The organism is Streptomyces sp. NPDC085927, from assembly GCF_044540975.1.
Lineage (GTDB): Bacteria > Actinomycetota > Actinomycetes > Streptomycetales > Streptomycetaceae > Streptomyces > Streptomyces hirsutus.
Genome location: NZ_JBITSN010000001.1, coordinates 906,068 through 927,981, shown reverse-complemented (window position 1 = coordinate 927,981; position 21,914 = coordinate 906,068). Strand labels below are relative to the sequence as shown.

Annotated in this window: 19 protein-coding genes; 16 read left to right on the top strand and 3 right to left on the bottom strand. The window is 70.0% G+C overall.

Annotated features, from left to right (window positions below):
• Positions 1–7: 7 nt before the first annotated feature.
• Positions 8–703 (top strand): demethylmenaquinone methyltransferase, encoded by a 696-nt coding sequence (locus tag ACIF80_RS04255; RefSeq protein ID WP_399799067.1) that lies wholly within the window; start codon positions 8–10, stop codon positions 701–703.
• A 109-nt stretch (positions 704–812) separates the two neighbouring features.
• On the opposite strand, the gene ACIF80_RS04250 is transcribed toward ACIF80_RS04255, so the two are convergent.
• Entirely contained in the window at positions 813–1,148 is a 336-nt protein-coding gene (locus ACIF80_RS04250) for a PASTA domain-containing protein (protein ID WP_399799451.1), read from the bottom strand.
• 150 nt (positions 1,149–1,298) lie between these two features.
• A complete protein-coding gene (locus tag ACIF80_RS04245) occupies positions 1,299–1,805 on the bottom strand; it encodes a GNAT family N-acetyltransferase (protein ID WP_399799064.1) in 507 nt (168 codons plus the stop codon).
• 98 nt (positions 1,806–1,903) lie between these two features.
• Between ACIF80_RS04245 and ACIF80_RS04240 the strand changes: the two genes are divergently transcribed.
• A complete protein-coding gene (locus ACIF80_RS04240) occupies positions 1,904–3,187 on the top strand; it encodes a geranylgeranyl reductase family protein (RefSeq protein WP_399799061.1) in 1,284 nt (427 codons plus the stop codon).
• A 498-nt stretch (positions 3,188–3,685) separates the two neighbouring features.
• Here the strand turns inward: ACIF80_RS04240 and ACIF80_RS04235 are convergent, their stop codons facing one another.
• Complete coding sequence (locus ACIF80_RS04235) at positions 3,686–4,540, bottom strand: C40 family peptidase (RefSeq protein ID WP_399799058.1); 855 nt, start codon at positions 4,538–4,540, stop codon at positions 3,686–3,688.
• Between the two features lie 1,100 nt (positions 4,541–5,640).
• Here ACIF80_RS04235 and ACIF80_RS04230 point away from each other — a divergent pair.
• The 14 genes from ACIF80_RS04230 to nuoN are packed head-to-tail and all read left to right on the top strand — an operon-like array spanning position 5,641 to position 21,786.
• Positions 5,641–6,000 (top strand): NADH-quinone oxidoreductase subunit A, encoded by a 360-nt coding sequence (locus ACIF80_RS04230; protein WP_055570452.1) that lies wholly within the window; start codon positions 5,641–5,643, stop codon positions 5,998–6,000.
• Positions 6,001–6,013: 13 nt separating this feature from the next.
• The gene (locus ACIF80_RS04225) at positions 6,014–6,568 is read left to right on the top strand and encodes an NADH-quinone oxidoreductase subunit B family protein (protein ID WP_055595532.1); all 555 of its coding nucleotides are present in this window, start codon (positions 6,014–6,016) and stop codon (positions 6,566–6,568) included.
• The gene (locus tag ACIF80_RS04220) at positions 6,565–7,314 is read left to right on the top strand and encodes an NADH-quinone oxidoreductase subunit C (protein ID WP_399799055.1); all 750 of its coding nucleotides are present in this window, start codon (positions 6,565–6,567) and stop codon (positions 7,312–7,314) included. The genes ACIF80_RS04225 and ACIF80_RS04220 overlap by 4 nt, the downstream gene beginning before the upstream one ends.
• On the top strand, positions 7,311–8,714 hold the full coding sequence (locus ACIF80_RS04215; protein WP_399799052.1) for an NADH-quinone oxidoreductase subunit D: 1,404 nt from the start codon (positions 7,311–7,313) through the stop codon (positions 8,712–8,714). Before ACIF80_RS04220 ends, ACIF80_RS04215 begins: the two co-directional genes overlap by 4 nt.
• On the top strand, positions 8,711–9,571 hold the full coding sequence (gene nuoE, locus ACIF80_RS04210) for an NADH-quinone oxidoreductase subunit NuoE (RefSeq protein ID WP_399799050.1): 861 nt from the start codon (positions 8,711–8,713) through the stop codon (positions 9,569–9,571). Before ACIF80_RS04215 ends, nuoE begins: the two co-directional genes overlap by 4 nt.
• The gene (gene nuoF / locus ACIF80_RS04205; protein WP_399799047.1) at positions 9,571–10,917 is read left to right on the top strand and encodes an NADH-quinone oxidoreductase subunit NuoF; all 1,347 of its coding nucleotides are present in this window, start codon (positions 9,571–9,573) and stop codon (positions 10,915–10,917) included. Before nuoE ends, nuoF begins: the two co-directional genes overlap by 1 nt.
• Entirely contained in the window at positions 10,914–13,439 is a 2,526-nt protein-coding gene (locus ACIF80_RS04200; protein ID WP_399799045.1) for an NADH-quinone oxidoreductase subunit G, read from the top strand. The genes nuoF and ACIF80_RS04200 overlap by 4 nt, the downstream gene beginning before the upstream one ends.
• Positions 13,436–14,809 (top strand): NADH-quinone oxidoreductase subunit NuoH, encoded by a 1,374-nt coding sequence (nuoH, locus tag ACIF80_RS04195; protein ID WP_399799042.1) that lies wholly within the window; start codon positions 13,436–13,438, stop codon positions 14,807–14,809. Before ACIF80_RS04200 ends, nuoH begins: the two co-directional genes overlap by 4 nt.
• Entirely contained in the window at positions 14,802–15,452 is a 651-nt protein-coding gene (gene nuoI / locus ACIF80_RS04190; RefSeq protein ID WP_399799040.1) for an NADH-quinone oxidoreductase subunit NuoI, read from the top strand. Before nuoH ends, nuoI begins: the two co-directional genes overlap by 8 nt.
• Positions 15,449–16,291 (top strand): NADH-quinone oxidoreductase subunit J, encoded by an 843-nt coding sequence (locus tag ACIF80_RS04185; RefSeq protein ID WP_399799038.1) that lies wholly within the window; start codon positions 15,449–15,451, stop codon positions 16,289–16,291. The genes nuoI and ACIF80_RS04185 overlap by 4 nt, the downstream gene beginning before the upstream one ends.
• Positions 16,288–16,587 (top strand): NADH-quinone oxidoreductase subunit NuoK, encoded by a 300-nt coding sequence (gene nuoK / locus ACIF80_RS04180; RefSeq protein ID WP_003974374.1) that lies wholly within the window; start codon positions 16,288–16,290, stop codon positions 16,585–16,587. Before ACIF80_RS04185 ends, nuoK begins: the two co-directional genes overlap by 4 nt.
• A gap of 14 nt (positions 16,588–16,601) precedes the next feature.
• Positions 16,602–18,563 (top strand): NADH-quinone oxidoreductase subunit L, encoded by a 1,962-nt coding sequence (gene nuoL, locus ACIF80_RS04175; RefSeq protein ID WP_399799035.1) that lies wholly within the window; start codon positions 16,602–16,604, stop codon positions 18,561–18,563.
• Positions 18,564–18,568: 5 nt separating this feature from the next.
• Positions 18,569–20,140 carry an NADH-quinone oxidoreductase subunit M gene (locus ACIF80_RS04170; RefSeq protein ID WP_399799033.1) on the top strand — a complete coding sequence of 524 codons (1,572 nt, stop codon included), beginning with the start codon at positions 18,569–18,571 and terminating at the stop codon, positions 20,138–20,140.
• Entirely contained in the window at positions 20,137–21,786 is a 1,650-nt protein-coding gene (nuoN, locus tag ACIF80_RS04165; protein WP_399799031.1) for an NADH-quinone oxidoreductase subunit NuoN, read from the top strand. The genes ACIF80_RS04170 and nuoN overlap by 4 nt, the downstream gene beginning before the upstream one ends.
• Positions 21,787–21,914: the final 128 nt, after the last annotated feature.

Genomic DNA, 21,914 nt, shown 5'->3' with positions numbered 1-21,914 from the left:
TGGGCCCGTGACCCGCGCATCCTTGAACAAGCAGCCGCACGAAGTCGCCTCGATGTTCGACCACGTCGCGGAACGGTACGACCTGACCAACGACGTGCTGTCGCTCGGTCAGGACCGGATCTGGCGCAAGGAGGTGGCGAAGGCGGTCGGCGCACGCCCCGCGGAGAAGGTCCTGGACCTGGCGGCCGGTACGGGGACGTCCTCGCTGCCCTTCGCGCAGGCCGGTGCCTACGTCGTCCCCTGCGACTTCTCCCTCGGCATGCTCCAGGTCGGCAAGCAGCGCCGGAACTGGCTGCCGTACACCGCCGGTGACGCGACCCGGCTGCCCTTCAAGGACGACGTCTTCGACGCCGTCACCATCTCCTTCGGGCTGCGCAACGTCCAGGACACGGACGCGGCGCTGCGTGAGATGCACCGGGTGACCCGGCCCGGCGGGCGCATCCTCATCTGCGAGTTCTCACACCCCACCTGGACGCCGTTCCGCACCGTGTACACCGAGTACCTGATGCGCGCGCTGCCGCCGGTGGCCCGCGCGGTGTCGTCCAACCCCGACGCGTACGTCTACCTCGCCGAGTCCATCCGGGACTGGCCCGACCAGCCCGCCCTGGCCGGGCGGCTGCAGGGCGCCGGCTGGACGAAGGTGGCCTGGCGCAACCTCACGGGCGGCGTGGTCGCGCTGCACCGGGGCCTCAAGGCGGGCTGAGGCGAGGCGGGCCGGGCCGCCGGAGGAGGGGCCGGGCCGGGGTCGGTCGGGAAGGGCCGGGGAAGGCAGCCCCGACCGGTCAGGACGAGCCGGGGAAGGCACTGACCGGTCAGGGCGGGCCGAGGGTGGCCGTCGCCGCGCGGGGGACGGCCGCGTCGGGGGCGCCGGGTTCGTCCCGTTCCCGCTGGAGGCCGCCGCCGGGCGGTACGGGTCCGCGCGGCTCGCGCACGCCTCCACCGCCGTCCCCCTCGCCGAAGTCGAACCACACGTGCACCAGGGAGTCCCGCGGCACTTCGGCACCGGGCTGCGGATACTGGCGTACGACGTACTCGACGACGGTCAGGTGGAAGTCCGGCCGGTCCGGGGCCTCGAGGTGCAGGCCGCGCGCACGGGCCGACTCGCGCGCGTCCACGGCCATCAGGCCGACCAGGCGCGGAACGCGCACCTCGGGCGTTCTGGGTTGTATACGCACGGATGTCACCCCCAGCGGTACCGGCAGCGTAGGCATGACCACGCGCCGGAAGGAAGCATTCCGTGGCTTACTGTGACAATCGGTCACAGCAGGTGACTGAAGTGGGAGTTGCTGATTCCGATTTCAGAGGGCCAGCCGGTAGCAGTGACCCTCCTGATGCGAGGCCGGGATCACGAACGCCTCGGCGAGACGCATCCCGAGCCGCCGGGCGACCGCCGTCGAGCGGGTGTTGCGGGCGTCGACCATCGCGACCACGTCCCGCACGCCGGTGGCGCGCACCCGTTCCAGCGTCTGGTGGGCCGCGGCGGTGACGTACCCCTTGCCCCAGTGCTCCCGGCCGAGGCGCCAGCCGATCTCGATCTCGCCCGTCGGACCCCAGTCCCGCTCCCAGGGCTGGGCGCCCGTGAAGCCGATGACGCGGTCCGTCTCGTCGACCATGGTCCACAGGCAGAAGCCGAGTTCGGCGTCGTGCCGCCGCTGGCGGGCGGTGAGCTCCTCGTAGACCGACAGCTCCGCGGCCCTGCCGCCGTGGAACTCCATGACGTCCGGGTCGGCGAAGATCCGGTGCCAGGTGAAGGCGTCCTCGTGGGTGGGTACGCGAAGCCGTACAGCGGGCAGAGCTCGGTGCATTGAGGCAGCCCTTCAGCCGGGTGATCAATTGTCCTGCATAGACTGCCCGTGTCCAGTGCCGGTCGGCACGCAGATTTCGAACTTGGGGAGATCCCGCCGTGACCGAGCCCCTCTCCGACAACACCGCCGATGTGATCGTGGTGGGCGCGGGGCCCGCCGGTTCCGCCACCGCGTACCACCTGGCCAGGTCCGGTCTCGACGTGCTCCTGCTGGAGAAGACCGCGTTCCCGCGGGAGAAGGTCTGCGGCGACGGCCTCACCCCGCGCGCCACCAAGCAGCTCGTGTCGATGGGCATCGACATCTCCGAAGAGGCGGGCTGGCTGCGCAACAAGGGCCTGCGCATCATCGGCGGCGGGGTCCGCCTCCAGCTCGACTGGCCGGAACTCGCCTCCTTCCCCGACTACGGCCTGGTCCGCAAGCGGGACGACTTCGACGAACAGCTCGCCCGGCAGGCCCAGAAGGCCGGCGCGCGCCTGTACGAGCGCTGCAACGTGGGCGCGCCGATCATCGACGACCGCACCGGCCGCATCACCGGTGTGAAGGCCAAGCTCGGCGAGGAGAAACGGGAAGTCACCTTCCATGCCCCGCTGGTGGTGGCCGCCGACGGCAACTCCACACGGCTGTCCCTGGCCATGGGCCTGCACCGCCGCGAGGACCGCCCGATGGGCGTCGCGGTCCGTACGTACTTCACCTCGCCGCGCCACGACGACGACTACCTGGAGTCCTGGCTGGAGCTGTGGGACCGTCGCGGCCCGCAGGACCGGCTGCTGCCCGGCTACGGCTGGATCTTCGGCATGGGCGACGGGACGAGCAACGTCGGCCTCGGCGTGCTCAACACCTCGAACTCCTTCAAGGAACTGGACTGGCGCGAGGTCCTGAAGGCCTGGTGCGCGTCGATGCCCGAGGACTGGGGCTACACCCCGGACAACATGAACGGCCCGATCCGCGGCGCCGCGCTCCCGATGGCCTTCAACCGCCAGCCGCACTACACGCGCGGACTGCTGCTCGTGGGTGACGCGGGCGGCCTGGTGAACCCGTTCAACGGCGAAGGCATCGCCTACGCCATGGAATCCGGGCAGATCGCCGCCGAGGTCATCGTCCAGGCACACGCGCGGGCTACGCCCGCCCAGCGGGAGATCGCCCTCCAGCGCTACCCGCGCGTCCTGAAGGACACCTACGGCGGCTACTACACGCTCGGCCGCGCGTTCGTGAAGCTCATCGGCAACCCGAAGATCATGCAGATCGCCGCCCAGCGCGGGCTGACGCACCCGATGCTGATGAAGTTCACCCTGAAACTGCTCGCCAACCTGACGGACCCCACGGGCGGCGACGCGATGGACCGCGTCATCAACGGTCTGAGCAAGGTGGCGCCGAAGGCGTGATGCGTTCCGCGCCTCCACGTGTCCGCGTCCCGTCGTACGCGGGGGCGAACGCGGGGGCGCGGGAGTCGTGAGGGGCGCTGTGGGCGGCCGGGGCCGGAGGGGTGGGCTCGCGGCCGCCGACGCGTGTCCGGGGCGCTGTGAAGGCCCACCACGCGGCTGTACGCGGCCCGGTCGGCGCCTACCGCCCCGTCAATCCTCGCGAAATGGCCGACAATCCGGGCATGCGGGCGATCTCGGTCGACCGGAGGGGCCGGCCGGAGTGGGAGGGAAGGCGCGCGAGCGGATGGAGTGCGAGGGGGACGCGTGAGCAGAGGCGCGTGAGCAGGGCGCGCGAGCACGGACGCAGAGAGCCGCTGCCCGCGAGCGGCAGCGGCCTCCGAGCGCAGCGGTCCCCCGGCATGCGGGACCGGCCCGTGCGCCCCGGATCCGTGCGAACCGAGCCCGACGACCCGGACCGCCATGGGTCCGGGTCGTTGTTTGGGTTCGTGCGGACGTCGCTCAGAGCACGCGCACGGCGCCCGACGCGGGGTAGCCGGAGAGGTCCTGGATGACGACGCCCTTGGACGGGTTGGCGGCGTCCAGGTACTGGCCGTTACCGATGTAGACACCCGTGTGGTACGCGGAACCCTTGCCGCCCCAGTACAGGATGTCGCCGACCTGGAGGTTGGACAGCGAGACGTCGGTGCCGACCGTCGACTGGTCCTGCGAGACGCGCGGGAGGTCCACGCCGACCTGCTTGAACGCGGCCTGCACCAGGCTGGAGCAGTCCCAGGCGTTGGGACCCGTCGCGCCCATGACGTAGGCGTCGCCCACCTGTGCCTTGAGGAAGGAGATCACCGTCGCGACGCTGCCACTGGCCGGCGCGGAGGCGGTGGTCGTGGTGGCCGCCGTGCTCGTGGTGCCCGAGTCGGCGGTGAGGGTGGCGCGCTCGGCATCGCGCGTGGCGCGCTCGGCGGCGGCCTTGCGGGCCTCCTCGGCGGCCTTCTTCTTCGCTTCGGCCTTCTCCTTGGCCTCGGCGAGGTCTGCCTTGGCCGCCTTGGCCGCCGTGGCGGCGGCGGCGTCACGCTCGGCCTGCAGCTGGTAGTTCGCGGCGGCCTGCTGGGTGGCCTCCGCGGACTGGGCGACCTGAGTGGACAGGTCGGCCGTCAGGGTGGGCAGTTCGAGGGTCTGGGTCACCGGCTCGGCGGCGACCGCCGAGGCCGACGCCCCGGCCACTGCCAGAGTGCCGAGGACGCCACCGGCAACTCCGGCCCGCATCGCCATCGTGGTCTGCGCGGTGCGGCGGGCTTTCCGGTGGCTTCGTATGTGAGCGGTGTGGGACATGGGAACAACCGGTACCAGGGGCTCCTTCATATCCACAAGAAACGTGTGCTGCGCCACAGTTGTTCAATCGTGGCGCCGAAACCCGGGTGCGTCGCTCCTTATTGACGCCGTAACGGACATTGCGGGCGCGGGGCAATGGGCCCGTGATCACGGCCTTTCGTCTTTACGTCCGAATTGCCCCGCACCTACCATCGGTTGAAACGATTGGCCAAGCCCTCTTCCTGTGCCCTCGCGGCGGATGTGGCGGAGGTCACGGAACGGTTACCCCTGTCGTTGCGTCCGGTGTGCGAGCCACGGGCGGATTGCGGATGGATTGCGGCGGGGTCGCGGCCGGATCGCGGCGGGGCCACGCCCGCGCCGTGGCCGGGCCGGGCTCGGGCCGGGCCCGGAGCCGGGCTCGGGCCGGGTCCGGAGTCGTCCCCGGGTCGGGCCCGGAGTCGCCCTCGGGGTGAGTTCGGAGTCGTCCCCGGGTCGGGTCCGGAGTGGGTCCCTGGGTCGGGTCCGGGCGGACCCCTGGATCGAGTCCGGGGTGCGCTTCGGGCCGGGTTCCGGGTCGGGCGTCGGGCGGCCGCGAACCGCGTCCGGTTCGCGGCCGGGTCCACGAGCGGGTTCCCGGCCGGGTTCCCGCTCGGTCGGGGTGCGGCGGAGGTCGTCACCGGGGTCGCGGTCGGGTCCGCGGCGGGTCCGCCGCGTTCGGACTTCGTGAACGCGTGCACACGTCCACATCGCGCCCCGCATCCCCCCGATGTGTGAACGCGTCCTCTAGCAAGTGATCGGGTCCAGCACCAATTTGCATGCAGAGGAACCCTCTTGATATGGAGACGCCTCTCTGGCCTGCACCGACGCGGTAGAATGTCACTTCTGGTGACCGCGCGGACGCTTCGCGTGTGAAGATCACCGCTCCTCCGGCTTCATGATCGTTCGTCAGGTGGTGGAGATCACAAAGCTTGTGCAATACCCCGTGTCGCAGATCACAGACCTGCGGGCATAGGATGCGGAGCGGTTGGGCTTGTGACCTGCTTCACATGTTCTCGATCTTCGCCGGGGCGGGCGTGGTTCGTGGGACGCGTGGGGCGGCAAGTGAGCCCGGCTCGCCAGCAGTCAGTGCCGACTGAGAGGAGCGAGGAGCGGTGAACGCGTATGCGCCCATCCTCGTACTGGGAGCCCTCGGGGCAGGCTTTGCGATCTTCTCCGTGGTCATGGCCACGCTGATCGGTCCGAAGCGGTACAACCGCGCCAGGCTCGAGGCCTACGAGTGCGGTATCGAACCGACCCCCACGCCGGCCGGCGGCGGGCGCTTCCCCATCAAGTACTACCTGACGGCGATGCTCTTCATCGTCTTCGACATCGAGATCGTCTTCCTTTATCCCTGGGCCGTCAGTTTCGACGCCCTGGGGATCTTCGGGCTCGTGGAGATGCTGCTCTTCGTGCTCACCGTCTTCGTCGCCTACGCCTATGTATGGCGGCGCGGCGGGCTGGAATGGGACTGAAGGGCCTTTGACCATGGGACTCGAAGAAAAGCTGCCTAGCGGATTCCTGCTGACCACCGTCGAGCAGGCCGCGGGCTGGGTGCGCAAGTCGTCCATGTTCCCCGCCACGTTCGGACTCGCCTGCTGTGCCATCGAGATGATGACCACCGGCGCCGGCCGCTACGACCTGGCGCGCTTCGGCATGGAGGTCTTCCGCGGCTCGCCGCGGCAGGCGGACCTGATGATCGTGGCCGGCCGGGTCAGCCAGAAGATGGCGCCGGTGCTGCGGCAGGTCTACGACCAGATGCCGAACCCCAAGTGGGTGATCTCCATGGGGGTCTGCGCCTCGTCGGGCGGCATGTTCAACAACTACGCGATCGTGCAGGGCGTCGACCACATCGTCCCGGTCGACATCTACCTGCCCGGCTGCCCGCCCCGCCCCGAGATGCTGCTGGACGCCATTCTCAAACTCCACCAGAAGGTCCAGGGCTCCAAGCTCGGCGTGAACGCCGAGGAGGCGGCCCGCGAGGCGGAGGAGGCGGCGCTCAAGGCCCTGCCCACCATCGAGATGAAGGGGCTGCTGCGATGAGCGACGCGAACGACACCGCGGGTGACGGCGTGAACCCCGAGAAGGACCTCTCCGCCGAGAACCTTCCCGGCCAGCGGGGCGACGGGGGCGAGGAGATCCGCGTCCAGCGCGGCATGTTCGGCGCCAACAACGGCGGCGACACCTCCGGTTACGGCGGCCTGGTCCGCTCGGTCCGGCTCCCGGGAGCGTCGAACCGCCCCTACGGGGGATGGTTCGACGAGGTGGCCGACGAACTGGAGGGCGCGCTGGAGGAGCAGGACCTGCTCCCCGAGAACGCCATCGGGAAGACGGTCGTCGACCGCGACGAGCTCACCTTCCACATCGAGCGCGAGCACCTGGTCCGGGTCGCGACGACCCTGCGCGACGATCCCGCGCTCCGCTTCGAACTGTGCACCGGCGTCAGCGGCGTGCACTACCCGAACGACAAGGGCCGCGAGCTGCACGCCGTGTACCACCTGCGGTCGATCACCCACAACCGGCTGATCCGCCTGGAAGTCAGCGCTCCCGACGGCGATCCGCACATTCCGTCGCTGGTCTCCGTCTACCCGACGAACGACTGGCACGAGCGCGAGACGTACGACTTCTTCGGCATCGTCTTCGACGGTCACCCGGCCCTGACGCGGATCCTGATGCCGGACGACTGGCAGGGCCACCCGCAGCGCAAGGACTACCCCCTCGGCGGCATCCCCGTCGAGTACAAGGGCGCCCGGATCCCGGCTCCGGACCAGCGGAGGTCGTACTCATGAGCACTCCCAACCCGTCGCCCGGCCACCACCCCTCATCGAGTCCCTCCGGGACCACCTCTTCGACGGCATCCGCGACATCCGCGGCGTCCGCCGCCTCGGCGCGCGAGACCACGGAAGGCACCGTCTACACCGTCACCGGCGGCGACTGGGACGAGGTCGTCGAGACGGCGCAGCGCAGTGACGACGAGCGCATCATCGTCAACATGGGCCCGCAGCACCCGTCCACGCACGGCGTGCTCCGGCTGATCCTGGAGATCGACGGCGAGACGGTCTCCGAGGCCCGCTGCGGCATCGGCTACCTCCACACCGGCATCGAGAAGAACCTCGAGTACCGGAACTGGACCCAGGGCACCACGTTCGTGACGCGCATGGACTACCTGACGCCGTTCTTCAACGAGACGGCGTACTGCCTCGGCGTCGAGAAGCTCCTCGGCATCGAGGACCAGATCCCCGACCGCGCCTCGGTCATCCGCGTGCTCCTGATGGAGCTGAACCGGCTCTCCTCCCACCTGGTGTGCGTCGCCACCGGAGGCATGGAACTCGGCGCCACCACGATCATGATCTACGGATTCCGTGATCGTGAACTCATTCTCGACGCCTTCGAGCTCATCACCGGCCTGCGGATGAACCACGCGTACATCCGCCCCGGCGGACTCGCCCAGGACCTGCCGCCCGGCGCCGTGGACCAGATCCGCGAGCTGGTGAAGAAGCTGCGCAAGAACCTCCCGGAGTACGACGCGCTCGCCACCGGGAACCCCATCTTCAAGGCCCGTATGCAGGACGTCGGCTATCTGGACCTGTCCGGCTGCATGGCCCTCGGGGCGACCGGCCCGGTCCTGCGCTCCACAGGCCTGCCGCACGACCTGCGCAAGGCGCAGCCGTACTGCGGGTACGAGACGTACGACTTCGAGGTCCCCACCGCGGACACCTGCGACTCCTACGGCCGCTTCCTGATCCGGCTGGAGGAGATGCGCCAGTCGCTGCGCATCGTCGAACAGTGCCTGGACCGGCTCCAGCCCGGGCCGGTCATGGTCGCCGACAAGAAGATCGCCTGGCCCGCCCAGCTCGCCATGGGCCCGGACGGACTGGGCAACTCCCTCGACCACATCAAGAAGATCATGGGCACCTCCATGGAGGCCCTGATCCACCACTTCAAGCTGGTCACCGAGGGCTTCCGCGTACCGCCGGGGCAGGTGTACGCGGCCGTCGAGTCGCCCAAGGGCGAGCTCGGGGCGCATGTCGTCTCCGACGGCGGCACCCGCCCCTTCCGGGTCCACTTCCGCGACCCGTCCTTCACCAACCTGCAGGCCATGGCGGCGATGTGCGAGGGCGGCCAGGTCGCCGACGTCATCGTCGCCGTGGCATCCCTCGACCCCGTGATGGGAGGCGTCGACCGGTGACCACCACACCTTCGGACCGCGGCGTCAGCCTGGGCATGCCCCAACTGCCCGCGCCCGCCTACCCGGACGACGTCCGGGCCCGGCTGGAGACCGACGCGCGCGAGGTCATCGCCCGCTACCCGGACTCCCGGTCCGCCCTCCTGCCGCTGCTGCACCTCGTGCAGGCGGAGGAGGGCCACGTCACGCGCACCGGGATGCAGTTCTGCGCGGACGTGCTCGGCCTGACCACGGCCGAGGTCACCGCCGTCGCCACCTTCTACTCCATGTACCGGCGCCGGCCGAGCGGCGACTACCAGGTCGGGGTGTGCACCAACACCCTGTGCGCGGTCATGGGCGGCGACGCCATCTTCGAGGAGCTCCAGGAACACCTGGGCGTCGGCAACGGCGAGACCACCGACGACGGCAAGGTCACCCTCGAGCACATCGAGTGCAACGCGGCCTGCGACTTCGCGCCCGTGGTGATGGTCAACTGGGAGTTCTTCGACAACCAGGACCCGCAGAGCGCCAAGCGCCTCGTCGACGACCTGCGGGCCGGCCGCCCGGTGTCGCCCACGCGCGGGGCGCCCCTGTGCACGTTCAAGGAGACCGCCCGGATCCTGGCCGGCTTCCCCGACGAGCGGGACGGTGCCGTCGACGCCACGGGAAGCGCGGGACCCGCCTCCCTGGCCGGCCTGCAACTGGCCAAGGGGGAGACCGCCCCCGCGCGCGTGGTGCACCCGCGCGGCGAGGCGTCCCAGGACACCCCGCCGCACGACCCGTCCCCGGCGGAGCACCTCAGCTCGCACGACGCGCCGCAGGACACATCGGCCTCCGATCCGGCGCACCCGGCCGGACCCACCGCCGAGGAGGGGGAGTGATGACCTTGGCACCCGAACTCAAGGACACCGGCCCGGAGAAGCTGCTCGCACCCGTGCTGTCGGCCTTCTGGGACGAGGACAAGTCCTGGACGCTGGACGTCTACAAGAGGCACGAGGGGTACGAGGGGCTCCGCAAGGCGCTCGCCATGTCCCCGGACGACGTCATCGCGTACGTCAAGGAGTCCGGTCTGCGGGGGCGCGGAGGCGCCGGATTCCCCACGGGAATGAAATGGCAGTTCATTCCCCAGGGAGACGGAAAACCGCACTATCTGGTGGTCAACGCCGACGAGTCGGAACCCGGAACGTGCAAGGACATTCCGCTCCTCTTCGCGAACCCGCACAGCCTCATCGAAGGCATCGTCATCGCCTGTTACGCCATCAGGTCGTCCCACGCCTTCATCTACCTGCGGGGTGAAGTCGTCCCCGTCCTGCGGCGGTTGCACGAGGCCGTGCGCGAGGCCTACGCGGCGGGCCTCCTCGGCGAGAACGTGCTGGGCAGCGGACTCGACCTCGAACTCACCGTGCACGCGGGCGCCGGCGCGTACATCTGCGGTGAGGAGACCGCACTCCTCGACTCGCTCGAAGGCCGCCGTGGCCAACCGCGGCTCCGTCCCCCCTTCCCCGCCGTCGCGGGCCTCTACGCGTGCCCGACCGTGGTGAACAACGTCGAGTCGATCGCCTCGGTTCCCACCATCATGAACCGGGGCAAGGACTGGTTCCGCTCGATGGGCAGCGAGAAGTCACCCGGCTTCACGCTCTACTCCCTCAGCGGTCACGTCGCACGCCCCGGACAGTACGAGGCGCCGATGGGCATCACGCTGCGCCAGCTGCTCGACATGAGCGGCGGCATGCGGCCGGGACACCGCCTGAAGTTCTGGACGCCGGGCGGCTCCTCCACACCGATGTTCACCGACGAGCACCTCGACGTCCCCCTCGACTACGAGGGAGTGGGCGCCGCCGGCTCCATGCTCGGCACCAAGGCCCTCCAGTGCTTCGACGAGACCACGTGCGTCGTACGGGCCGTCACCCGCTGGACCGAGTTCTACGCCCACGAGTCCTGCGGCAAGTGCACGCCCTGCCGCGAAGGCACGTACTGGCTCGTGCAGCTGATGCGCGACATCGAGGCCGGCAAGGGCCGGATGTCCGACCTCGACAAGCTGCACGACATCGCCGACAACATCAACGGCAAGGCGTTCTGCGCCCTCGGCGACGGCGCCGCCTCGCCGATCTTCTCCTCGCTCAAGTACTTCCGTGAGGAGTACGAGCAGCACATCACGGGCCGGGGCTGCCCCTTCGACCCCGCGAGGTCGACGGCCTGGGCCGACCGCACGGAGGTGCACGCATGACCGTGACCACCAACGCCGCCTCCGGCGGAGGGCGGGCGGCGGTCCCGCCGGAGGACCTCGTCACGCTGACGATCGACGGCGCCGAGATCAGCGTGCCCAAGGGCACCCTGGTCATCCGGGCCGCCGAACAGCTCGGCATCGAGATCCCCCGGTTCTGCGACCACCCGCTCCTCGACCCGGCCGGCGCCTGCCGCCAGTGCATCGTCGAGGTCGAGGGCCAGCGCAAGCCCATGGCCTCCTGCACCATCACCTGCACCGACGGGATGGTGGTGAAGACCCAGCTCACCTCGCCCGTCGCCGAGAAGGCCCAGCACGGCGTGATGGAGCTGCTGCTCATCAACCACCCGCTGGACTGCCCGGTCTGCGACAAGGGCGGCGAGTGCCCGCTGCAGAACCAGGCGATGTCGCACGGCAGCCCCGAGTCCCGCTTCGACGGCAAGAAGCGGACCTACGAGAAGCCCGTCCCGATCTCCACCCAGGTGCTGCTGGACCGCGAGCGGTGCGTGCTGTGCGCCCGCTGCACCCGGTTCTCCAACCAGATCGCGGGCGACCCGATGATCGAGATGGTCGAGCGGGGCGCGCTCCAGCAGATCGGCACCGGCGAGGGCGACCCCTTCGAGTCGTACTTCTCCGGAAACACCATCCAGATCTGCCCGGTCGGCGCGCTCACCTCGGCGGCCTACCGGTTCCGCTCCCGCCCCTTCGACCTGGTCTCCTCGCCGTCGGTGTGCGAGCACTGCTCCGGCGGCTGCGCCACGCGCACCGACCACCGGCGCGGCAAGGTCATGCGGCGGCTCGCCGCCCACGACCCCGAGGTCAACGAGGAGTGGATGTGCGACAAGGGCCGCTTCGGGTTCCGCTACGCACAGCAGCGGGACCGGCTGCAGACCCCGCTCGTGCGCAACGCCGAGGGTGAGCTGGAGCCCGCCTCCTGGCCCGACGCGCTGCAGATCGCGGCCCAGGGCCTGCTGGCCTCCCGCGGCCGCACCGGCGTCCTGACCGGCGGCCGGCTCACCGTCGAGGACGCCTACGCGTACAGCAAGTTCGCGCGCGTCGCCCTCGACACCAACGACATCGACTTCCGCGCGCGCGTGCACAGCGCCGAGGAGGCCGACTTCCTCGCCGCGTGGATCGCGGGCCGCGGACGTGACCTCGGGGGCGCGTCCGGTACGGACTCCGCCGACGCTGTCACGTACTCCTCGCTGGAGAAGGCGCCCGCCGTCCTGCTGGTCGGGTTCGAGGCCGAGGAGGAGGCGCCCGGCGTCTTCCTACGGCTGCGCAAGGCCTGGCGCACGCACGGGCAGCGCACCTTCTCGCTGGCCACGCACGCCACGCGCGGACTGGAGAAGGCCGGCGGCACGCTGCTGCCGGCGGCTCCCGGCACCGAGACCGAATGGCTCGACGCGCTCGCGAGCGGGGTCGGCCTGGAGGGCGACGGGGCCAGAGCCGCCGAGGCGCTGCGGGCCGAGGGCGCGGTGATCGTCGTCGGCGAGCGGATCGCCGCCGTGGAGGGCGGCCCGACCGCCGCCGTACGGATCGCCACCGCGACCGGCGCCCGGCTGGTGTGGATCCCCCGGCGTGCCGGGGAGCGGGGCGCCGTCGAGGCGGGCGCGCTGCCGTCGCTGCTGCCGGGCGGGCGCCCGGCGACCGACCCGCGCGCGCGGGAGGAGGTCGCCGCCGTCTGGGGCGTCGCCGCCCTGCCGCACCGCTACGGCCGCGACACCCGCGAGATCGTCGAGGCCGCTGCGACCGGCCAGCTGCAGGCGCTGCTGGTCGCCGGCGTCGAGGTCGCCGACCTGCCCGACCCCGCACGCGCGCGTACGGCACTCGCCGAGGCCGGGTTCGTGGTCTCGCTGGAGCTGAGGCCCAGCGAGGTCACCGAACTCGCCGACGTGGTGCTGCCGGTCGCGGCCGTCGTCGAGAAGGCCGGCGCCTTCCTCAACTGGGAGGGCAGGGTCCGGCCCTTCGAGTCGGCGCTCAAGCCCGAACAGATGACCCGTACCCTCCCGCCGACCGACGCCCGCGTGCTCCAGATGCTCGCCGACGCCATGGACGTGCACCTGGGTCTGCCGGACCTGCGCACCACCCGCGCGGAGCTCGAGCGGCTCGGCGCCTGGGACGGCCCGCGGGCCACCGAACCGCTGGAGACCGCGGGCGCGCTGCCCCGGCCGGCCGCCGGGGAGGCGGTGCTCGCAGGGCACCGCCTGCTGCTGGACCAGGGGCTCCTGCAACAGGGCGACGAGGCGCTCGCCGGCACCCGGCACGCCGCGCACGCGCGCCTGTCGGCCGCCACGGCCGCCGAGATCGGCGTCAAGGACGGCGACCCGATCGCCGTGACCGGCCCCGCGGGGACGGCCGAACTGATCCTGAGCGTCACCGAGATGCCCGACCGCGTGGTGTGGCTCCCGCTGAACTCCGCCGGCGGCGGTGTCGCCTCCGACACCGGGGCGCTGCCCGGCTCCCTCGTCCGAATCGGCCCGGCGGGACTCGCCGGCGAGGCCCTCAAGGAGGTGGAGGCATGAGCCCGTACTTCGCCGCTGAAGACCTCTCGATGTTCGGCCGCGACCCCTGGTGGCTGGTCGTCGTCAAGGCGGTGTTCTGCTTCGCCTTCCTCATGGTGACGGTGCTGATCGCCATCGTGATGGAACGCAAGGTCGTCGCCTGGATGCAGCTGCGCGTCGGCCCCAACCGGAACGGCCCCTGGGGCATGCTCCAGTCGCTCGCCGACGGCGTGAAACTGATGCTCAAGGAAGACGTCGTCGTCAAACGCGCCGACAAGGCGGTGTACGTCCTCGCGCCGATCGTCGCGGCCGTCCCGGCCTTCATGGCGATCGCGGTGATCCCCTTCGGGCCGTCCGGCAACGAGATCTCGATCTTCGGCCAGCGGACCACGATGCAGCTCACCGACCTGCCGATCGCGCTGCTCTACATCCTCGCGGTCGCCTCCATCGGCATCTACGGCATCGTCCTCGCCGGCTGGAGCTCCGGATCCACGTACCCGCTGCTGGGCGGACTGCGCTCGTGCGCGCAGATGATCTCCTACGAGATCGCCATGGGCGCCGCCTTCGCCTCCGTGTTCCTCTACTCGGGGTCGATGTCGACGTCGGCGATCGTCGAGCAGCAGGCAGACCGCTGGTACATCCTGCTGCTGCCGGTCTCCTTCATCATCTACATCGTGACGATGGTCGGCGAGACCAACCGCGCCCCCTTCGACATGCCCGAGTCCGAGGGCGACCTGGTCGGCGGCTTCAACACCGAGTACTCGTCGATCAAGTTCGCGATGTTCATGCTCGCCGAGTACATCAACATGGTGACCGTCTCCGCCGTCGCCGTCACCCTCTTCCTGGGCGGCTGGCGCGCTCCATGGCCGGTCAGCACCTTCTGGGAGGGCGCGAACCACGGCTGGTGGCCGATGCTCTGGTTCATCGTCAAGGTCCAGCTGCTGCTGTTCATGTTCGTCTGGCTGCGCGGCACGCTCCCACGCGTGCGGTACGACCAGCTGATGAAGCTCGGCTGGAAGGTCCTCATCCCGGTCTCCCTGGTGTGGCTGATGGCCGTCGCCACGGTGCGGGCCCTGAGGAACGAGGGCTACGACTTCGCGGACATGGCCCTCTACATCGCCGCCGGAGTGCTCGTCCTGCTGCTGCTGTCCTTCGTCGCGGACATGTTCCGCTCGAAGGGCAAGGAGGCCGAGGAGACCGGGGGACCGGGCGGGGAACCGGCCGCCTTCGACCCGATGGCAGGCGGATTCCCCGTACCACCGCTGCCCGGACAGGAACTTCCCCCGGTGCCGCGACGCCGCTCGCGCCGGGAGCGGGAGCTCGTTGTCAGTGGCGGGCCCGATACTCACAGTGACGAATCTCTGGATGGAAAGGAGGCGTCCGATGGCTGAGGAGCCCAAGGAGGCCGGGCAGACGAAGCCCGGTTTCCAGAACCCCGTCGCCGGCTTCGGTGTGACCTTCAAGGCCATGTTCAAGAAGCGGCTGACCGAGCAGTACCCGGAGCAGCAGAAGACCACGGCCCCGCGCTTCCACGGCAGGCACCAGCTCAACCGCCATCCGGACGGTCTGGAGAAGTGCGTCGGCTGCGAGCTGTGCGCCTGGGCCTGTCCCGCCGACGCGATCTACGTCGAGGGCGCGGACAACACCGAGGAGGAGCGCTACTCGCCCGGCGAGCGGTACGGCCGCGTCTACCAGATCAACTACGCCCGCTGCATCCTGTGCGGCCTGTGCATCGAGGCGTGCCCCACCCGCGCGCTGACGATGACCAACGAGTTCGAGCTGGCCGACTCCAGCCGCGCCAACCTCATCTACACCAAGGAGCAGCTGCTCGCCGGTCTGGAGGAGGGCATGGTGGACAGCCCGCACGCCATGTACCCGGGCACCGACGAACAGGACTACTACCGGGGCCTGGTGACCGAGGCCGCCCCCGGCACGGAGCGGCAGACCGCCCACTCCGAGGGCGAGGTCGTGCAGGAGGCGGACTCGACCTTCGGTGAGGACGAACCGGCCTCGGAGAAGGTGGTGCGGGGATGAACGAGTACCTCGCCGCCTACTCCACCTCCACCGGAGAGGCCGTCCAGTTCTGGGTCCTCGGCACGGTCGCCGTGATCGGCGCCCTGTGCACGATCCTGATGCGGCGGGCCGTGCACAGCGCGCTCTGCCTGGCCGGAACCATGATCGTCCTGGCGGTGTTCTACCTCGCCAACGGCGCCTACTTCCTGGGCGTCGTCCAGATCATCGTCTACACCGGCGCGATCATGATGCTGTTCCTGTTCGTGGTGATGCTGGTCGGTGTCACCGCGGCGGACTCCCTGAAGGAGACCATCAAGGGCCAGCGCTGGCTCGCCCTGCTGTGCGGGCTGGGCTTCGGCATCCTGCTCGTCGGCGGCATCGGCAACGCCGCGCTCACCGATTTCAACGGCCTCGGCCAGGCGAACGCGAACGGCAACGTGGAGGGCCTCGCCGCCCTCATCTTCACCAAGTACGTCTTCGCCTTCGAGATCACCGGCGCCCTGCTCATCACGGCCGTCGTCGGCGCCATGGTGCTCACCCACCGCGAGCGCACCGAACGCGCCAGTACCCAGCGGGAGCTGGCCGAACAGCGCGTCCGCGAGGGCAAGCACCTCCCGCCGCTGCCGGCCCCGGGCGTGTACGCCCGGCACAACGCGGTGGACATCCCGGGCCTGCTGCCCGACGGGACGACGTCCGACCTCACCGTCAGCAGCACGCTGCGCGACCGCGGTCAGATCCGGGACGTGTCCCAGGAGGCGCTCAGCGACCTGCGGGCGCTGGAGCAGAGCTCCGAGGAGCGGCTCGAGCGCACGGAGATCGAGCCGCCACCGTCGAGGCGGACCGAGGAGGCATCGAAGTGAACCCGGTCAACTACCTGTACCTCGCAGCCCTGTTGTTCACGATCGGCGCCACCGGTGTCCTCATCCGGCGCAACGCGATCGTCGTCTTCATGTGCATCGAGTTGATGCTCAACGCCTGCAACCTCGCGTTCGTCGCCTTCTCCCGCATGCACGGCAACCTCGACGGCCAGATCATCGCCTTCTTCACGATGGTCGTCGCCGCGGCGGAGGTCGTGGTCGGGCTGGCGATCATCGTGTCCCTGTTCCGTTCCCGCCACTCGGCCTCGGTCGACGACGCCAGCCTGATGAAGCTGTGAGGGGTCGCTGAATCGTGGAGAATCTGATTGCGCTGCTGGTGGCGGCGCCCCTGCTCGGAGCGGCGGTCCTGCTGTGCGGCGGCCGCCGGCTGGACGCCGTCGGTCACTGGATCGGCACGGCGCTCGCCGCGGCGTCCTTCGTGATCGGCGTCGTCCTCTTCGCCGGCATGCTGGGCGAGGCCACCGCCGACCGCACCCTGACGCAGCACCTGTTCAGCTGGATCCCGGTGGAGGGGTTCCAGGCCGACGTCGCCTTCCGGCTCGACCAGCTGTCGATGACGTTCGTCCTGCTGATCACCGGCGTCGGCTCGCTCATCCACCTGTACTCGATCGGGTACATGGAGCACGACGAGCGGCGCCGCCGCTTCTTCGGCTATCTGAACCTGTTCCTCGCGGCGATGCTGATCCTCGTCCTCGCCGACAACTACCTGCTGCTGTACCTCGGCTGGGAGGGCGTCGGTCTCGCCTCCTACCTGCTGATCGGCTTCTGGCAGCACAAGCCCAGCGCCGCCACCGCGGCGAAGAAGGCCTTCCTGGTCAACCGCGTCGGCGACATGGGCCTGTCGATCGCGATCATGCTGATGTTCCTGTGGTTCGGCACCTTCGCCTTCGGGCCGGTGCTCGGCAGCCACGACGAAGCCGGACTGGCGGGCGCCGCGAGTGAGGGCAAGCTCACCGTGATCGCCCTCATGCTGCTGCTCGCCGCCTGCGGCAAGTCCGCCCAGGTGCCGCTGCAGTCCTGGCTCGGGGACGCGATGGAGGGCCCGACCCCGGTCTCGGCCCTGATCCACGCCGCGACCATGGTGACGGCGGGCGTCTATCTGATCGTCCGCTCCGGTGCCATCTTCAACGGCGCCCCGGACGCGCAACTGGTCGTCACCATCGTCGGCGCGGTCACGCTGCTGTTCGGTGCGATCGTCGGTTGCGCGAAGGACGACATCAAGAAGGCGCTGGCCGGCTCGACGATGTCGCAGATCGGCTACATGGTGCTCGCGGCGGGCCTCGGCCCCATCGGCTACGTCTTCGCGATCATGCACCTGGTGACGCACGGCTTCTTCAAGGCCGGGCTGTTCCTCGGCGCCGGTTCCGTCATGCACGGCATGAACGACGAGGTCGACATGCGCCGCTACGGCGGACTGCGCAGGTACATGCCGGTCACCTTCGTCACCTTCGGACTCGGCTACCTCGCCATCATCGGTTTCCCGGGCCTGTCCGGTTTCTTCTCCAAGGACATGATCATCGAGTCGGCGTTCGCCAAGGGCGGCACCGAGGGCTGGATCCTCGGTGGCGTGGCCCTGCTGGGCGCCGCGATCACCGCGTACTACATGACGCGCGTGATGCTGATGACGTTCTTCGGCGAGGAGCGCTGGCGCGAGGCCCCGGAGCCGTCCCCGGCCTCGGCGCCCGGCGTGGAGCCGGCCGTGGCGAGCGAGTACACCCCGCCGCACCCGCACGAGTCGCCGAAGAGCATGACGATCCCGATGATCGTGCTCGCCTTCGGCTCCGTGTTCGCCGGCGCGTTCTTCAGCATCGGCGACCGGTTCGTGCACTGGCTGGAGCCCATCACCGGGCACGACCACGGCCACGCGCCGGTCAGCGCCCTCACGGTCACGCTGGCCACAGTGGCCGTCATGGTCATCGGCGTGGCGGTCGCCTGGGGCCAGTACGGGCGCCGCCCGGTCCCGGCCGTCGCCCCGCGCGGGTCGCTGCTCACCCGGGTCGCCCGGCGCGACCTGCTCCAGGACGACTTCAACCACGTGGTCCTGGTGCGCGGCGGTGAGCACCTCACGCGCTCGCTGGTGTACGTCGACCACACCCTGGTCGACGGGGTCGTCAACGGGACGGCAGCCTCGTTCGGCGGCCTGTCCGGGCGGATGCGCAAGCTGCAGAACGGCTTCGCGCGGTCCTACGCGGTCTCGATGTTCGGCGGCGCGGCCGTCCTGGTCGCCGCGACCCTGCTGATGAGGGCGGTCTGATACCGATGTCCTTTCCTCTGCTGACAGCGACGGCGGTGCTCCCGGCCATCGGGGCGATCGCCACGGCCGCCGTACCGGCCACGAAACGCACCGCCGCCAAGTGGCTGGCCCTGCTGGTCTCGATCGCCACCCTGGCGCTGGCGGTCGTCATCCTGGTGCGCTTCGACCCGGGCGGCGACCGCTACCAGCTCACCGAATCGCACGCCTGGATCGCGGACTTCGGAGTCCGCTACGAGCTGGGGGTGGACGGCATCGGGGTCGCGCTGATCGCGCTGACCGCCCTGCTGATCCCGTTCATCATCCTCGCGGGCTGGCACGACGCCGACCCCGTGGAAACCGGCAGCAAGAGGTGGCGGCCGACGCAGGGCTTCTTCGCCCTGATCCTGGTCGTCGAGGCGATGGTGATCCTCTCCTTCGAGGCCACCGACGTCTTCCTCTTCTACATCTTCTTCGAAGCCATGCTGATCCCGCTGTACTTCCTGATCGGCGGCTTCGGGGACCGGGCCCACGAGCACGGTGAGAAGGCGGCGGCGACACAGCGGTCGTACGCGGCGGTCAAGTTCCTGCTCTACAACCTGGCCGGCGGCCTGGTCATGCTGGCCGCGGTGATCGGGCTCTACGTGGTCGCCGGGAACTTCTCGCTCACCGAGATCGCCGAGGCGCGGGCCAACGGCTCGCTCGAGATGTCGACGAGCACCGAACGCTGGCTGTTCCTCGGCTTCTTCCTCGCCTTCGCGGTGAAGGCGCCGATGTGGCCGCTGCACACCTGGCTGCCCAACGCCATGCAGGAGTCCACCGCCCCGGTCGCCGTGCTCATCACGGCCGTCGTGGACAAGGTGGGCACCTTCGCGATGCTGCGCTTCTGCCTCCAGCTGTTCCCGGAGGCGAGCAAGTGGGCGACGCCGGTGATCATGGTGCTGGCGGTCATCAGCATCATCTACGGCGCGCTGCTCGCGGTCGGCCAGCGCGACATCAAGCGGCTGATCGCGTACGCGTCGATCTCGCACTTCGGCTTCATCATCATGGGCATCTTCGCGATGACCAGCCAGGGCCAGTCCGGGGCGACGCTCTACATGGTCAACCACGGGATCTCGACCGCCGCCCTGCTCCTGGTGGCCGGGTTCCTCATCTCGCGGCGCGGCTCCCGGCTCATCGCCGACTACGGCGGGGTGCAGAAGGTCGCGCCGGTACTCGCCGGCACGTTCCTCATCGGTGGCCTGGCGACGCTGTCGCTGCCCGGACTCGCTCCGTTCGTCAGCGAGTTCCTGGTCCTGGTCGGCACGTTCACCCGCTATCCGGTGATCGGCGTCATCGCCACCTTCGGCATCGTGCTCGCCGCGCTCTACACCCTCGTCCTCTACCAGCGGACGATGACGGGCCCCCTGCGGCCCGAGCTCGCGAAGATGCCCGACCTGAGGGTGCGTGAGATCGCCGTGGCCGCGCCGCTGATCGTGCTGCTGGTCTTCCTGGGCGTCTACCCGAAGCCCGTCACGGACATCGTGAACCCGGCGGTGAAGCAGACCATGTCAGACGTCCAGCAGAAGGACCCCCAGCCCGAGGTGGAGGCGGCCAAGTGAGCGCATCAGCCGTCCACAGCCTGTGGACAAGTGCGGCCGACCCGATCGCGAAGATCGACGCGCCGAAGATCGAGTACGCGCAGCTCGCGCCCACCCTGATCGTCATCGGTGCGGCGGTCCTGGGAATCCTGATCGAGGGCTTCGTACCGCGCAAATCCCGTTATTACGCACAGCTGTTCGTCGCCTCGGTCGCCCTCGTCGCCGCGTTCGCCGCGGTCGTGGCGCTTGCGGCCGACGGATACGGCACGACCAAGGCGGGCATCGCGGCCATGGGCGCGATCGCCGTCGACGGCCCCGCCCTGTTCCTGCAGGGCACGATCCTCCTGACGGCCCTGGTCGGCCTGTTCACCTTCGCCGAGCGCAGGCTCGACCCGGAGGCGCACGGCAACCGGGTCGACTCCTTCGCCGCGCAGGCCTCCTCCGTGCCGGGCAGCGACGGAGAGAAGAAGGCCGTCAAGGCGGGGTTCACCACCACCGAGGTGTTCCCGCTGCTGCTCTTCGCGGTCGCGGGCATGCTCGTCTTCCCCGCGGCCAACGACCTGCTGACGCTCTTCGTGGCGCTGGAGGTCCTCTCCCTCCCGCTGTACCTGCTCTGCGCGCTGGCCCGCCGCAAGCGGCTCATCTCGCAGGAGGCCGCGGTTAAGTACTTCCTGCTCGGCTCGTTCGCCTCCGCGTTCCTCCTCTTCGGGATCGCGCTGCTGTACGGCTACGCGGGCTCGATGTCGTACGCGACGATCGCGCAGGTCGTCGACGGCACGATCCAGGAGGTCGACCCGGCGCTCGTCAACACCATGGGCAACGACGTACTGCTCCTGGTGGGCGCGGGTCTGCTGATCATGGGCCTGCTGTTCAAGGTCGGTGCCGTCCCCTTCCACATGTGGACGCCGGACGTGTACCAGGGCGCGCCGACGCCGGTGACGGGCCTGATGGCGGCGGCGACCAAGGTGGCCGCGTTCGGTGCCCTGCTGCGGGTGCTGTACGTCCTGCTCCCCGGCCTGCGCTGGGACTGGCGGCCGGTCATGTGGGCCGTCGCGATCGTCACCATGCTGGGCGGCGCGATCATCGCGATCACCCAGACCGACATCAAGCGGCTGCTGGCGTACTCGGCGATCTCGCACGCGGGCTTCATCCTCGCGGGTGTCATCGCGACCACGCCGGAGGGCATCTCGTCCGTCCTCTTCTACCTGGCGGCGTACTCGTTCGTGACGATCGGCGCGTTCGCGGTGGTGACGCTGGTGCGGGACGCCGGCGGTGAGGCGACGCACCTGTCCAAGTGGGCGGGGCTCGGCCGTCGCTCGCCCCTGGTGGCGGCCGTGTTCGCGGTGTTCCTGCTCGCCTTCGCGGGCATTCCGCTGACGTCCGGCTTCGCCGGGAAGTTCGCCGTGTTCAAGGCGGCGGCGGAGGGCGGCGCGGTACCGCTGGTCGTGGTCGGTGTGATCGCGTCGGCGATCGCGGCGTTCTTCTACATCCGGGTGATCGTCCTGATGTTCTTCAGCGAGCCGAAGCCCGAGGGCCCGACCGTCGCGGTGCCGTCACCGCTGACGATGATGGCGATCGGGATGGGCGTGGCGGTCACGGTGGTGCTGGGCGTCGCACCGCAGTACTTCCTGGAGCTGGCGGGGAACGCGGGGGTGTTCGTGCGCTGACCCGGCGCCCGCCGACGACAGGACGGCCCGGCACCCGCTCGGGGGGCGCCGGGCCGTCCTGCCGTGCTTGGCCGTGGCGGGGTGAGGGGCGGTGGGAGGCGGGTGGACGTGGCGGTCGGCCGTGGTGG